The organism is Marinobacter mobilis (genome assembly GCF_900106945.1).
Classification (GTDB): domain Bacteria; phylum Pseudomonadota; class Gammaproteobacteria; order Pseudomonadales; family Oleiphilaceae; genus Marinobacter; species Marinobacter mobilis.
The window spans coordinates 1-13,850 of the sequence record NZ_FNNE01000015.1; the positions used below are offsets into that span (position 1 = coordinate 1).

Consider the following 13,850-nt stretch of genomic DNA (forward strand, 5'->3'; position numbering starts at 1 on the left):
AAAGCACCTGTCATTCTGCATTCAGATCGCGGTAGTCAGTTCACCAGTGGCGATTACCAACGCTTCCTTGGCAGTAATCGCGTGGTAAGTAGTATGAGCGCTGTCGGGCACTGCGGCGACAATGCTGCTTGTGAGGGGTTCTTCGGAATACTCAAGCGCGAGCGTGTTCATCGCCGGCGCTATCGAACCCTGGATGAGGCAAGGGCCGACATATTCGATTACATCGAGCGATTCCATAATCCGAGGATGCGACGTAGAGTTGCCACTCAGGATCGGAAGCTTTGCACCGTTTTATAACCGTCCGTGGAAACGGGGTAGAACCCCGCTGTCTTCTATGGAGGAAGGCTAGAAACAGGTGACCGCCGCATACCCGAGTGCTTTTCCCGAGCGCCTTCACCGATAAAAAGTGAGGTGACATGGCTGGACACCGGTGTGCTCGGCGAGAGAGCGTACTCGAAGGGGGACAAGAGTAAGTTTAATGAAGCGGAAGCTGACGAAATCATCAGTCTTTTGAAAACGATTGAGAACGACGATGCTTTCTGTAAAGGGTTGCTCGATACGGTCTCAGATGAAAAAGAACCGACGATTGGTGTGATCTGCATGTATTCCGAGCAGAAACGCTTCCTGAAAAGAAAACTTGCCGCTCAGAACTGGCGTGATGATTTCAGGGAGACGGTAAAAATAGACACGGTTGATAGTTATCAGGGGAAGGAAAATAGAATCATCATTTTGTCTCTAACCAGGTCGGATGCCGAGAGAAGTCCGGGTTTCCTGAGGTCAGATAACCGCGTCAACGTTGCTATGTCTCGGGCAATGGAAAGGCTGGTTATTGTCGGGGACATGAGAGTCTGGAGTGGCAAGAACAGTCACTATGGCCTCGGAAAGGTAGCAGCTTACATTCGCGATCGCCAGGGTGAGGGAAGTTTCAATATTCTTCCCGCGTCCAAACAGAAAGGAGGCAAATAAATGTCCACTGGTAATATTCCTCTTTTCGAGCTTGATGTCGCCGTGCCATCTCAGCTTTATATGATTGAGTATTCTCTCGTAGAGCGGGGCAGTCTGCCTTTCGTTCCCGATTTTTTACTCAAACTGCTCCACGTGGCTGATTTCCTTCCACAGGAGGTTGCGCACTTTTTTGGGTTCTCACGAAAAGAGCTTGATCATGCGCTTACTGGCTTCTTTAGTTCCGGAGAAGTGGAGTACCGGAAAGACGGAAAACTCGGCCTCACAGCTAAAGGGCATGCTCTATTCGCTGATACCGATACCTCGCCAATGCGCGAATCGATCGCGAATTATAGGAAACCTTTTTGCTTTGACCTTTTGACCTTCAGTTACCTAGGAAACAGTTCCAGGTCTGGTCGAGATAGTCGAACCCTGAGGCTTAAAGTTGACCAGGAACAAGTCGCTGAATCTCAGAGGCTTGCAAAAGAGTCATTCCAGATAAATATTCACGACATCTACAAGAAGGGTCATCTGGTCAAAGGAGCGCCTCAAGGAGGCACGCCTGAAATTTACAAATTCAGTGATTGCAGCAAAAGAAAAGACTTTGTGGAGAAGGTTCCGGAAGTCCTGTCATTAAATGCGGCAACGTATCAGTTCGAGTTTGAGGACCGAGATGGCCTTCCCGAATCTGAAACTTACATTCGAGCCAGGACCGAGGCGCTTAGCGCTGCCTGCGGCTCCAACAATATTAATCAAATTTCGAAAGTCGCGGATCTGTTTGAAGATGAGTTTACCCTTAGGCTGATTCAGGATGAGGGGTTGAACGCGGACAGGTTGGCATCGCTGGCCATTGATGAACTGCAGGGGCATGGCACAGAATCTGAAAGGCGGCGCCTGTATGGCTCTTTGCAGCTGACGCGCAATTGGCAGGATATTTTCGAGAAGCTGAAATCGGCCCTGAAGTCAGAGAAGACTGAGAAAGCCGAATTTATTTGGTTGGCGCCTTCTTGCCACGAACTGTGGGGTAAATGTGAACGGCATGGCCAAGCGCTTTCTGAGGTTTATGAACTGTTCTCAAAGCACCAATCTGGAATAAATGGTTTCAAGGTTTATGTCCCATTACCGGATGATCGGGACAAGCGTGCGAAGAATGTTGCCCGACGCGAGAATGCAGAGGCAGGTAACAGGCTCTTTGGCTTTGTTGAGTCGGAGCTTCTATCTTCGGTCGAGATTCTGCTTTTGAAAGACAAGTTCGTTGCAGTTCTCTATCACTTCACAGACTCAAGAAGATACCCGGCGCCAGTTCCGATTGGCTTTTTCTCTACCAACGCGGCTGACTTGGTACGAGTGCAGTCCTTGATCACCGGTGTGCTTAAAGAGTATACCGAGGCAGGGGCTCCACGGGATGTGGGAGCGCTAGCGCAAAGGTGAAAAAACACCGGCTGCTCGTTACGCAGAACCAATTACTCCAGGAGAAACTAAAGCATGAGCGTCGCCAGCGTAAGAAGCTTAGGCGAGAATTCGAGAAAATGGGGCATGAGGACTTTGGCCAATTGGTCGAGCCGTTCCTGGCAAAAGGGGTGTTTGAGCGACACGCGAAACGGTGACCGAATGGTGACGAGGGTTTTAAGCGTTCGAGAAACGGTGACCAAACGGTGACGAAAAAGACTATTTTCCAGAAACAACAAAGCCCGGATCTTTCGATACCGGGCTAAGTTGTTGAAGAATATGGTCGGGACGGCAGGATTTGAACCTGCGACCACCTGCACCCCATACAGGTGCGCTACCAGGCTGCGCTACGCCCCGAAAACGCTGAAAAGACCTTTGGCTGAAAGCTGGGCTTTCAGAGTCTTTGTGCCATTAAGGGTAAAACCCTCAGTGGCTTAGCGGGAGCGAAGTCTACACTAGCGGTTGGAGAAAATAAACCGTTTTTGCGTCGCGAGTTAAGAAATTGGCTGCAGGCGAGGTGATTTAAGTGGTTAATGCTTAGTGATGTAAGCATGTTTTCGGGAGGAATTCGGGATATTGGCTATGATAGTCGTGGGTGAATTAATTTATCGCACACTTTGATGCTTAGATCTCAAAGTTATAGGATGGGGGTGTTTGTAGTAAGTAGTTGATTCATGCTGAGTTAACTCCAAGACGGGAGGTTCGTTCGTGGGCGACGTAATCAAAGACGAGTACCAGACGGATTATGTAGTCGGACAAGACAACATCAATCCATTAGGTCTGGATTTGCACGCACCGGTATTCCCGATTACGGCAGTACTGGTGGTGTTGTTTGTTATGGGAACGCTGATGTTCCCAACCGAGGCCAAGGAAATGCTGGATGGTGCCAAATGGGGGGCCATCAATACGTTTGACTGGTTTTTCCTGATCAGCGCCAATATTTTTGTGGTGGTGTGCTTCGCCCTGATTTTTCTTCCGATTGGTAAAATCCGGATCGGTGGCCAGGACGCAACGCCGGACTTCAGTACCGCATCCTGGTTTGCGATGCTGTTTGCTGCCGGCATGGGCATTGGCCTGATGTTCTGGGCGGTGGCCGAGCCTGTGGCTTACTACACCGACTGGTACGGTACGCCGCTGAATGCCCCTGCCGGAACCGAGCAGGGCAGGGAAATGGCCATGGGTGCGACCATGTATCACTGGGGTTTCCACCCTTGGGCAATTTATGCAGTTGTTGCACTCTCGCTGGCGTTTTTCGCGTTCAACAAGGGCATGCCTCTGACCATCCGTTCGGCCTTCTTCCCGCTGCTGCGGGACCGTATCTGGGGCTGGCCGGGGCATATCATTGATATTCTGGCGGTGCTGGCGACGATTTTTGGCCTGGCCACCTCCCTTGGCTTTGGGGCCCAGCAGGCGGCATCGGGACTGCATTATCTGTTTGGCATGTCCAGCGGTATCAATGTTCAGATGGCCATCATCACCGGTGTGACGTTTGTTGCTCTGATCTCGGTCGTTCGGGGCCTTGATGGGGGCGTGAAGGTACTCAGCAACATTAACATGGTTACTGCGGCTGCGTTGCTGCTGTTCATTATTTTTGCCGGCCCAACCATGGCGATCCTCGATACCATGTGGGTGACTACGTCGACCTACGCGGCGAATATTCTGCCCCTGAGTAACCCGTTTGGTCGTGAGGACGAAACCTGGTTTCATGGCTGGACCGTGTTCTACTGGGCCTGGTGGATTTCCTGGTCACCGTTCGTGGGTATGTTCATCGCGCGGGTTTCACGGGGGCGCACGGTGCGGGAGTTTGTCACCGCGGTGCTGATCGTGCCGACCCTGATTACAGTGGTGTGGATGAGTGCTTTTGGCGGTTCCGCCCTGGAGCAGATTCAGGCAGGTATTGGCTCGCTGGCTGAGAATGGGCTGGGCGATGTGCCGTTGGCTATGTTCCAGATGCTGGAAAATCTACCGTTCACGGCGATTTCTTCATTGGTCGGTATTTTTCTGGTGTTGGTGTTCTTCGTGACCTCGTCTGATTCCGGGTCGCTGGTGATCGACAGCATTACCGCGGGTGGCAAGACCGATGCGCCGACGGTGCAGCGTATCTTCTGGGCGGTTATGGAAGGCGCAATTGCGGCTGCATTGATCTTTGGCGGCGGTGATGACGCCCTTGGTGCAATCCAGGCCACAGCGATTGCGGCAGGCTTACCATTTACCGCGATCCTGCTGGTGATGACCTGGGGACTGCTCAAAGGCCTGAGCCATGAACGCAAGTTGCTGATGGCCGAAGGTAAGCTCTGAGCGTATTGATCTTGCTTATCGAAAACCGGGGAATTCCCCGGTTTTTTTACGCCTGCTGAATGGGGCGGGCAAACATTTCCATGGCGTAGGCCACCCGAGCTTCCGGGCTGCGATGGAAGCGCTTCAGGCTTTCGATGGCCTTAAGGCGAGGAAGCAGACCTTCGCCATTGGCCATCTGGATGGCCAGCCCTGGCCGGGCATTCAGCTCCAGCAGCAACGGGCCCTGCTCGGCATCCACCACCAAATCGACCCCCATGTAACCCAACCCTGTGGCTTCATAGCAGCGAGAGGCCATTTCGAGCATGTCGCGCCAGTTGTCGATGGCGATGTTGGCCAGAGTCAGCCCGGTGTCAGGATGCAGGCGAATCGCCTTGTTGAACTGGACCGCATTCAGGCTTTGACCGGTGCCGATGTCCAGTCCAACGCCCACGGCTCCCTGATGCAGGTTGGCCTTGCCATCGGAGTCGGTGGTGGCCAGGCGCAGCATGGCCATGACCGGATAGCCCTGAAAGACCACGATGCGAATGTCGGGCACGCCCTGGTAGGAGTACTTGGCGAGCTTGGCATTGGGTTTGACCAGACTTTCGACAATGGCCACATCCGGGGTGCCGCCCAGTGAGTACAGGCCGGCGAGGATGTTGGACAGATGGCGCTCCAGGGTCTCCAGAGACACGGCGGCGCCGGAGGCCTTGACGTAGTCGTCACCCTTGCGGCGGGTAATGACGGTGATGCCCTTACCGCCAGACCCCTTGGCTGGCTTGATGGCAAAGCCGCCAAGTTCGTCCACCAGTTCGCGGAAATGGGATATCTCATGCTGCTGCGTTACTACCTGCAGCAGATGGGGTGTGGGAACGTCGAACTCCGCGGCAATCAGTTTCGTCTTGAGCTTGTTGTCTACCAGTGGATAGGAGGCGCGCTCGTTGTAGCGACCGATGTAACCCACATTGCGCCGGTTCATGCTGAGAATACCGGCGCGCCTGAGCCTGAGGGGCGAAATCCAGTTCATGACTTATAGGCTTTCATGGGGTGGAAGCGCCGCAGTTCGGTGAGCTTGTAACCGGTATATTGACCCATGACCAGAATCAGCCCCAGCACCACCAGGTGCAGTTCCGGGAAGTTGAAGGTCAGGTGATTGGCCACGGGAGCGCTCATGGCAAGATAGGCCAGCACAGCGACAAACAGGCTGCCAAAGCCCTGGGTCAGAACTTCCCGGGCGCCTTCTTCCTCCCACAGGATGGACATCCGCTCAATGGTCCAGGCCAGAATGATCATCGGGAAGAAGGTCACGGTCATGCCTGTGTTGAAGCCCATCTGGTAACCCACAATGCTGATGCCGGTGGTGATGAAGATCACCAGGATAATCAGCGCCGAGATACGCGAGACCAGCAACAGGTTGAGCGCTGACAGGTAGCCACGCATCAGCAGGCCCATAGAGACCACCGAGATAAACGCAACCAGTCCCGGTACCAGAGACGTCTGGACAAAGGCCACGGCGATCAGCACCGGCATGAAGGTGCCGGAGGTGCGAATACCGATGACGATGCGCATAAAGGCCACGATCAGGGCGCCAATGGGCAGCAGCAGGAGCATCCGGAACATGCTCTGTTCCTCGATGGGCAGCTGGTACAGACTGATGAAGCCGAGGCCATTGTCATTCGCCTCGACCCGGGCCAGTTGCAGGGCTGGTACAGTCTGTCTCAGCATTGAGAAGCTGACCTGGGAGTCGCTGCCACCGACAACATCCAGCAGCGACACGGCGTTCTGGCGCCATAGCACAACGTCATCCGGCAGTCCCTGGTCGCCGGAATGAGGATTGAATGTCAGCCATTGCTCGCCGTTGTAGATCTGCAGGTAGGGCTTCAGGGTCTGACGCCGACGGGCGTCTTCGAGTTGGAGGCCGTCGGCGATACGGGCCGGAATGCCGGCATGATTCAGCATCCGCGCCAGCAGTTCCGGATAATTGGTACCCGAGGTGAGCAGGGTGGTGTTCTGCTCAGGGCTTTCCGGCTGCAGCAGTTTGATCAGTTCCCGGGTCAGACTTTCAGGGCTGCTGGATTTGCGTCGCGCCTGTTGCAGCACTTCCCGTACAGCGGTGGCCTGTGGCTCCTCCCAAAACACCCGGCGTGCCAGTGGGGGCTCTTTGGGCGGCTCATTGGTGACGCTGGTGTCGGGGATAAGCTGGACTTTGAAGTACAGGGTCTGGCTACCGGTCGCAAACCGTTTGGACCACTCGGCACGGCGGTTGCCGGCTTCACTGACCACCGAGAAGCCATACCCGGGGGACGCGGCCTGTTCCGAAAGCAGGTGAAAACCTGGCGGCTCATCGGGCACGTTCAGGCTTGCCAGAACCGGCTCGTTCATGGCCATGAAGTCAACCCGGGCCTCGACAAGCCAGACAGGCTGTTGTTTGCCAGGGAGCCAGGGAATACCCAGTTCGACATGACGCAAAACCGCCAGGGCGAGGCCGGCGGTAATCAAGAGGAAAATAGCGAAGTAAAACGGCAAGCGTGAGGTCAAAGGTCTTCTTCCTCTGCTGAATGCAGTGAGTCAGGAAGCTCGTTGGTGAATTCCTTGCTGACATCCACCAGCATGACATCCCTCAGAACATTGCGGCCGATCAGAATGTTGTTGCTCAGGTGCTCACGGTCGGTGAGGGTGAATTCAGCTTTTTGCTGATGGTCGCCGATGGCGAACTGCAACTCCACGACAGCCCGACGTTCATGTTCGTCGACATTGGACTGGAGGATACGCACGTTGCGGACAATCTCCCGTTCCAGGGTGAGGTGGTCACCCTCGGTATTGGGAATGGGCACATCAAAGCGAACCCAGTCCTGACCGTCACGTTCGAAACGGCGGATGTTCCTGGCATCCAGCGACGAGGTTTCGGCGCCGCTGTCGATCCGGGCAACGTAAACGAACCCGGGGTCGATGAGCAGCAGGCGCTCCCGCGCACCGACAACCAATTTGCCGTCCAGTCGCTGGCCGGTGTTGGCTGTGGTGTTCTGCCTCTCGGCCGGGATTTCGCAGCGCACAGGCGCAGGAATGGGAGGGCAGACGGGCGGCTTGACCTGCTCCTGAATGGCGATCAGTACCTGTTCCGTAGATAGCTGATTCTGGCGGATCAGTGTGTCGGTCTGTTCAACGGACGTTTCCAGCAGGGTGTTCAGTCCGGAGCGCTGTGCCGACATGGTGGTGTCGAGCTGCCGGATATCCTGTTTGGAAACCAGATAATATGCGTCGGTTGCACAACCCGCCAGCAGCAATGCAGACAATGCCAGCGGCGCTCCCTTGAACCCCGATTCGAAAAATCGATGAAACATTCAAAACCTCTGAACCTGCGGCCTTTGGACTTCTTGCGGTCGTTGTCGGCGCAGCTTGTATGGGGTTGCTTCCCCGGACAAAAAGTCAGGGCGCAACAGATGCGCCGCAGTATACAACACTTGAGGATTCTGGTGTTTTACCGATGGTTAAGGAACCAGCGGGATAAAAAACTGGGGAATCAGTCTTTCTTGTGACTGAGGGGCTGGGTCAGGAAATGATAGCCCCCGAAAATCTCGGCGGAACGCAGATAATCCTGGATGACCGGAGAGCAATTCAGGTAGAACAGCAACAGTTCACGCTGTACGTCCTTGTCCTGTATACGAACGGCGTACTGAATCAGCTGGCGGATGGCTTCGTCTCCGCGCTGATCAAGCTCCATGCCATAGCGGCTGGTCAGCAGGCTGGTCAGGCGATCCAGGTGGAACTCACCGGTGTGTGTCAGGTGCGGGAGCAGGTGCAGATCCACAGATTTCTCTCTCTTGTCGGTGATGATCGCCGTCAAAGAGGGATGGCCGAGTGTCTTTCTCCAGATTTGCTTTAACATGGTTCGGTCCTGTGGTTCCCAGACCACTTTGAACATTGGATGTTTAGTTCCCTAGAGTCCGACGTCATTAGCGGCTTTTTCGTTCCCTTTTTATGGTTCTAGCGTATCGCGGGACCAGAGTCCAGCAACTATGTCGTCATGAAAACCAAATGTCCGGCCCAGGTAAAAATATGAGACCTGAGGCGCGCTGAAAACGGACCCGATGCACATCCCGTGGGCGCCACTCACCCGCCCAGATACGGTAGACTGTGGCAGAGGTAACCCTTCATCAAGTAAGGAGTAATGTGTGTCTGAGGTTCTTACCACATTCATGGCCCGGCCGGCGCTGGTGCTGTCTGTGCTTGCAATGGCGATTGTGTCAGCGGGTGTGCTTGCGGCCTTTTACGCCGGAGCCCGAAGACGGGTAGCCGCCCTGATGCAGGCCGTTGAGCTGGGACGTCAGGAAGTTCAGGAGCTGCGGCACGAACAGGCCCTCAAAGACCAGCAGGCCGGCCAGATCAGCGCGCAGCGGGATGACATGGTGGCGCGGATAGCGGCACTGGAAGCTTCCGTCAGCGAGTTCCGGGATGAGGTCTCGCGACTGGAGAGCGCCAATACGGCCCTGCAGGCAGAAATTCGTACGCGGCGGGAGAGTATGGACCTGTTGCAGCAGGAGCATTCAGGTTTGCGCGAGCGTTCCGAGCAGCTATCACAGGATCTGGGCAACGCCCGTATTGCCCTCAGGGAGACGGAAGTCACCCTGGAGAAAGAGCAACGCGCCGCCAACGAGAAGCTTGAGCTATTGGAGCGTAACCGTGATGCCCTCAAGCAAGAATTTGAAAACCTCGCCAACAAGATTTTTGAGCAGAAGCATGAACGCTTCAGCCAGCAAGCCAGAACCAGCATGGATACCCTGTTGAATCCGTTCCGGGACCAGCTTCAGGATTTCCGCAAGCGCGTTGAGGACGTCTACACCACTGAAACCAAAGACCGACAGGCATTGCGTAGTGAAATCAAGTCCTTGCAGGATCTGAACCGCCAGATTACGGAGGAAGCGGCCAACCTGACCCGGGCCCTGAAAGGTGACAAGAAAGTGCAGGGGAACTGGGGCGAACTGATTCTGGAGCGGGTGCTTGAACGATCCGGGTTAAGAAAAGGGATCGAGTACGAGACCCAGGGCAGCTATCGCGATGCGGAGGGTAGCCTGCTGCGCCCGGATGTGATCGTTCACCTGCCAGACCAGCGTAATCTGGTGGTGGATTCCAAAGTCTCACTGGTGGCCTATCAGCAGTGGATGAACGAAGACGACGAGGCCGTCCGCAGCGATGCGCTGAAAGCGCATGTAGACGCGGTACGCAACCATATCCGGACCCTTAGCGAAAAGGACTACAGCCAGCTCAACGGACTGCACTCGCCAGATTTTGTGTTGTTGTTCATGCCGATCGAACCGGCCTTTGTGGCGGCCTTCCAGCAAGACGAGAACCTGTTCGCAGAAGCCTTTGAGCGAAAGATTATTGTGGTAACTCCAACCACCCTGCTGGCAACCCTGCGAACCATCGAAAATATTTGGCGCTATGAACGGCAGAGCCAGAATGCCCGCCGGATTGCCGAAAGGGCGGGCGCGGTTTATGACAAGCTGCGGGTGTTTGCCGAAGCGATGGAAAAGATGGGCAGTCAGCTGCACACAGTGCAGGGCACCTATGACTCCGCCATGAACACCCTGACCCGTGGCCGTGGTAATCTGATCTCACAGGCCAGCCGGTTTGTGGAGCTTGGGGTTCGTGTGAAAAAGGAACTGCCTAAATCTATACTGGATCAGGCTGAAGTGGATGCCGGTGAGGATGAAGAACTGCCAGTCTCCGGCCGTCTGGCAGAGACTGATCCTGCAGCGACAGAGCAGTAAAAGGAACATTAAACAGTAGATTTTACGGGGAGAGCGGTATGTCAGTGACCAGCAAAACAGGGCGGGCATTCTTCCGGGGGGAAAAACGTCTGGCGGTCGCACTGGCCCTGCTGATAACTGCGGGTTCGGCCAGTGCCCTGCCTCCTGAGCACGAGGTCCGGCGGTTGATGCTGGCGACGGAGACCGCTGTACAGAACGGTGAGTGGCGGGAAGCGGGGGAGTATCTCAACCGCCTTCAGGCGCTGGATGCAGACAAGCCGTATGACTATCAGTACTTTCGCGGCCGGGTGATGTTAGAGGCTGGTCAGCTGAATGAAGCCCGGCAGGCGTTGGAACAATACGTCTCGTCCGCTGGCAATGACGGTGATCACTACGATGAAGCCCTGGAGCTCATCACCGATGTGGAAAATGCCCAGCGCCGCTCGAGCACCATGCCAGAGCCTGGCCAGCAGGCGGAGCGTGTGGCAATCATTGAGCCGGCAGACGGCCAGTCTCTGGCAAGCCTGCGGCGGCTTTACCTGGCCAACTCAAATACCGAGGCGCTGGCGGCTCATCTAAACAGTCAGATCTCAGCCAATGGCTGGCGGGCAGATCATCGTGTGGTGCGGTCGGGTACGCCGGCTGATATTGAATACCGGGTGTCATCGGGTCCTGGCGAGGTGCATATCCAGGAGTCCCGGCTGATGGTGTCGGGAGAGCGGCAGGTGTCCGCGGAACCCCTGCCGGTATTCGGCGTTAGCCCGCTGGTGCGCTGGGATTGTGATGGCGGGCTCAACACCTGCTGGATTTACGACCCCCGTGATGGCTCCCGGCTGATGCAGTTGGGCGCCAACCGGGAACTGGCGCGGGAAGCCGCCCGGACCCTGGGCCGGCTGATCAAAGAGCTGCAGAACCCCGGCTGATCGGGACGTGGGCGAGTGTTCGCCACTATTGATTCAAGGGGGGGGCGGTACCCGGTACCTTCCCCCTTATTGGCCCCTGTCGCCTTCCCGGTAAGCGCCAGGGGTTACCCCGGTCCATTTCTTGAACGCCCGGTGAAAGGTGGAAGGCTCGGTGAAGCCCACCCGGTGGGCAATATCGTTGATGGGCAGCTCTGGTCTGCCCAGGAAGTAAATCGCCAGATCCCTTCTGAGCAAGTCCTTGATCTCCTGGAACGAGGTATTTTCCTGTTTGAGTCTGCGGCGCAGTGTTTGTGGGCTGGTGTGCAGTTCTGTGGCAATCCGCTCGAAATCCGGCAATGGTTTGCTGAAATCCCGACCGATCAGCGCCCTGATACGCCCGCTGTACGTGTTACTTTCATCGGGGCGGGACAGCAGATCCGCTGGGGAGGTTTTCAGGAACTGGCGCATTTCCGACTTGTCGCGAATCACCGGCGCTGAGAGAAAACGTTTGTCGAATGACAGGCAGGTTTCCGATGCGCCAAAGCTCAGTGGACAGTGAAAAATGTGGCGATACTCATCGCCATGCTCCGGCTCTGAGTAGTTAAAGGCCGCGCTGGTGAGTTCGACGGGCTGACCAATCAGCCAGCTGCCTAGCCGGTGCCAGATCACCAGTATGCTTTCCCTGAGGAAAAACATGGGATCGTTGATCTCACCTTCGATCAGCTCGATCAGCCGTGCCTGTTCCCCGCTGGTTTCAAGCCGCATGCAGACCGTAGGCTCAAACAGGCGGGAAAACTGGAACGCGCGTTCGTACACCGCTTCCAGGGTGGCGCAGTCGATTACCAGATCACACATGGTGGCGAACGTGCCGGTGCGGCAGCGCCGGGGGCCCATGCCGCCGAATTCATCGCCCATCTCGGTCCAGATTACCTGCATCAGGCGGCTGTATTGCCCACTGCTGACCCGGGATTTCTCGATTTTCAAGAGGTCCGGGGATATGCCTGCCAGACGTAATAACCGGGCGGTATCGAGCCCGGCCGACTCGGCACCACACAGGGCAGCCTGGACAAAATGTCTGGATACGGTCAAATCTGACATGGAGGAATCCAAGGGATGATACTGACGGCGACGTTGGCGAAGTCCGGATCATCGCTGGTATTCAGCGTTAATCCGAGGCTCCCTCGCCATCATAAGGTGCCGGGGAGACAATGCAACCGCCGACAAGGTGACAAGGTTGGTAGAAATGGCCAATTGGAATGTCGTAACCGACGGTTGGCCCGCAATGGAAAAAGCGGCAGCATCGGAATACTGTGTTCCACAAATAACAAACGCATTAGGAGACGCCATGCCAGGCCCACTGCAGTCACTGAAAGTTCTGGATTTCAGCACCCTGTTGCCCGGTCCTTACGCCACCATGATGCTGGCCGATATGGGAGCCGATGTCCTGCGGGTGGAAGCCCCGGGACGTTTGGATTTGACCCGGGTGATGCCGCCCCATGACGACGGCGTCAGCACTGCCCACACTTACCTCAATCGAGGCAAGCGCTCCCTGGGGCTGAATCTCAAGGACGCTGCCAGCGTGGAAACCGTGAAGCAGTTAGTGGGCGAGTATGACGTGGTGGTGGAACAGTTCCGGCCGGGAGTGATGGACCGTCTGGGGATCGGCTATGAAGCCCTGAAAGCGGTCAATCCTCGGCTCATCTATTGCGCCATCACCGGGTATGGCCAGACGGGCCCCTACAAGGACCGGGCCGGACACGACATCAACTACCTGGCCCTCGCAGGCGTCAGCAGCCACTGTGGACGTCAGGACAGTGGACCGCCGCCGATGGGTATCCAGATTGCCGATGTGGCGGGCGGCTCGCATCATGCCGTTATGGGCATTCTGGCGGCGGTTATTCATCGCCAGCAGACCGGGGAAGGGCAGTTTGTCGACATCAGCATGACCGACGCGGCGTTCGCCCTTAATGCCATGGCTGGCGCGGCCTGCCTTGCGGGTGGTGTGGAGCAGACGCCGGAGAGCGCGCTGCTCAATGGCGGCAGCTTCTATGACTATTATCAGACTGCTGATGGGCGCTGGTTATCGGTGGGGAGTCTGGAGCCCCAGTTCCTGGCGCGCCTGTGCGAGGTCATTGGAAAGCCGGAGCTGCAGAGTTTCGGGTTGAGCCAGAACCCGGATCACCAGCAGGCCCTGAAGTCGGCGTTGAAAGAAGCCATTGCAGAAAAGGCACTGGCCGAATGGCAGGCGGTGTTTGCCGGTCAGGACGCCTGTGTCGAGCCGGTGTTGACCGTCTCCGAGGCGGCTGAGCACCCCCAATTGAAAGCGCGGGACATGGTGATTGAGGTACCCAAAGGGGATGGCCGGACTCAGCGTCAGATCGGGCATCCGATTAAGTTTGAAAAGACGGGCTGTGAAAGTCGGTATACGGGGAAGGTGTTGGGGGCGGATAACTCGCTGTTGCTGGGGGAGTAGACGATTTAGCACGAGCGAATTCAAATAAAAAAACCCCGGCAAGGCCGGGGTTTTTTATTG

General features: G+C 56.2%; 11 protein-coding genes, 1 tRNA gene and 1 pseudogene. 7 read left to right on the top strand and 6 right to left on the bottom strand.

Annotated elements, in window-relative coordinates; all coding sequences use genetic code 11:
- From BLV11_RS17605 to BLV11_RS17615, 3 genes and pseudogenes are all read left to right on the top strand, one after another.
- On the top strand, positions 1–297 hold a 297-nt coding region (locus BLV11_RS17605), incomplete at its 5' end, for an IS3 family transposase (protein WP_139173253.1).
- Between the two features lie 42 nt (positions 298–339).
- Positions 340–966: pseudogene (locus BLV11_RS17610) on the top strand (C-terminal helicase domain-containing protein); the annotation flags it as partial.
- Positions 967–2,373 (top strand): hypothetical protein, encoded by a 1,407-nt coding sequence (locus BLV11_RS17615; protein ID WP_091817656.1) that lies wholly within the window; start codon positions 967–969, stop codon positions 2,371–2,373.
- Positions 2,374–2,671: 298 nt separating this feature from the next.
- Here BLV11_RS17615 and BLV11_RS17625 read toward each other — a convergent pair.
- Positions 2,672–2,748: transfer RNA gene (locus BLV11_RS17625), tRNA-Pro, on the bottom strand.
- Between the two features lie 351 nt (positions 2,749–3,099).
- Here BLV11_RS17625 and BLV11_RS17630 point away from each other — a divergent pair.
- Positions 3,100–4,689: a BCCT family transporter gene (locus BLV11_RS17630; RefSeq protein ID WP_091817664.1), complete on the top strand. Its 1,590-nt coding sequence runs from the start codon at positions 3,100–3,102 to the stop codon at positions 4,687–4,689.
- Positions 4,690–4,735: 46 nt separating this feature from the next.
- On the opposite strand, the gene BLV11_RS17635 is transcribed toward BLV11_RS17630, so the two are convergent.
- The 4 genes from BLV11_RS17635 to BLV11_RS17650 all read right to left on the bottom strand — a co-directional run bounded on the left by BLV11_RS17635 (position 4,736) and on the right by BLV11_RS17650 (position 8,554).
- A complete protein-coding gene (locus BLV11_RS17635; RefSeq protein ID WP_091817667.1) occupies positions 4,736–5,695 on the bottom strand; it encodes an alpha-L-glutamate ligase-like protein in 960 nt (319 codons plus the stop codon).
- On the bottom strand, positions 5,692–7,206 hold the full coding sequence (locus BLV11_RS17640; RefSeq protein WP_091817670.1) for an inactive transglutaminase family protein: 1,515 nt from the start codon (positions 7,204–7,206) through the stop codon (positions 5,692–5,694). The genes BLV11_RS17635 and BLV11_RS17640 overlap by 4 nt, the downstream gene beginning before the upstream one ends.
- Entirely contained in the window at positions 7,203–8,009 is an 807-nt protein-coding gene (locus BLV11_RS17645) for an ATP-dependent zinc protease family protein (RefSeq protein ID WP_091817674.1), read from the bottom strand. Before BLV11_RS17645 ends, BLV11_RS17640 begins: the two co-directional genes overlap by 4 nt.
- 179 nt (positions 8,010–8,188) lie before the next feature.
- Complete coding sequence (locus tag BLV11_RS17650; protein ID WP_245726069.1) at positions 8,189–8,554, bottom strand: hypothetical protein; 366 nt, start codon at positions 8,552–8,554, stop codon at positions 8,189–8,191.
- 286 nt (positions 8,555–8,840) lie between these two features.
- Between BLV11_RS17650 and BLV11_RS17655 the strand changes: the two genes are divergently transcribed.
- Together BLV11_RS17655 and BLV11_RS17660 are read left to right on the top strand one after the other, a co-directional pair.
- The gene (locus BLV11_RS17655; protein ID WP_375177751.1) at positions 8,841–10,436 is read left to right on the top strand and encodes a DNA recombination protein RmuC; all 1,596 of its coding nucleotides are present in this window, start codon (positions 8,841–8,843) and stop codon (positions 10,434–10,436) included.
- Positions 10,437–10,474: 38 nt separating this feature from the next.
- Entirely contained in the window at positions 10,475–11,338 is an 864-nt protein-coding gene (locus tag BLV11_RS17660; RefSeq protein WP_091817681.1) for a tetratricopeptide repeat protein, read from the top strand.
- A 66-nt stretch (positions 11,339–11,404) separates the two neighbouring features.
- On the opposite strand, the gene BLV11_RS17665 is transcribed toward BLV11_RS17660, so the two are convergent.
- Positions 11,405–12,415: an AraC family transcriptional regulator gene (locus BLV11_RS17665; RefSeq protein ID WP_091817684.1), complete on the bottom strand. Its 1,011-nt coding sequence runs from the start codon at positions 12,413–12,415 to the stop codon at positions 11,405–11,407.
- 247 nt (positions 12,416–12,662) lie between these two features.
- Here BLV11_RS17665 and BLV11_RS17670 point away from each other — a divergent pair, with 247 nt between their 5' ends.
- Positions 12,663–13,790 carry a CaiB/BaiF CoA transferase family protein gene (locus BLV11_RS17670; protein ID WP_091817688.1) on the top strand — a complete coding sequence of 376 codons (1,128 nt, stop codon included), beginning with the start codon at positions 12,663–12,665 and terminating at the stop codon, positions 13,788–13,790.
- Positions 13,791–13,850: the final 60 nt, after the last annotated feature.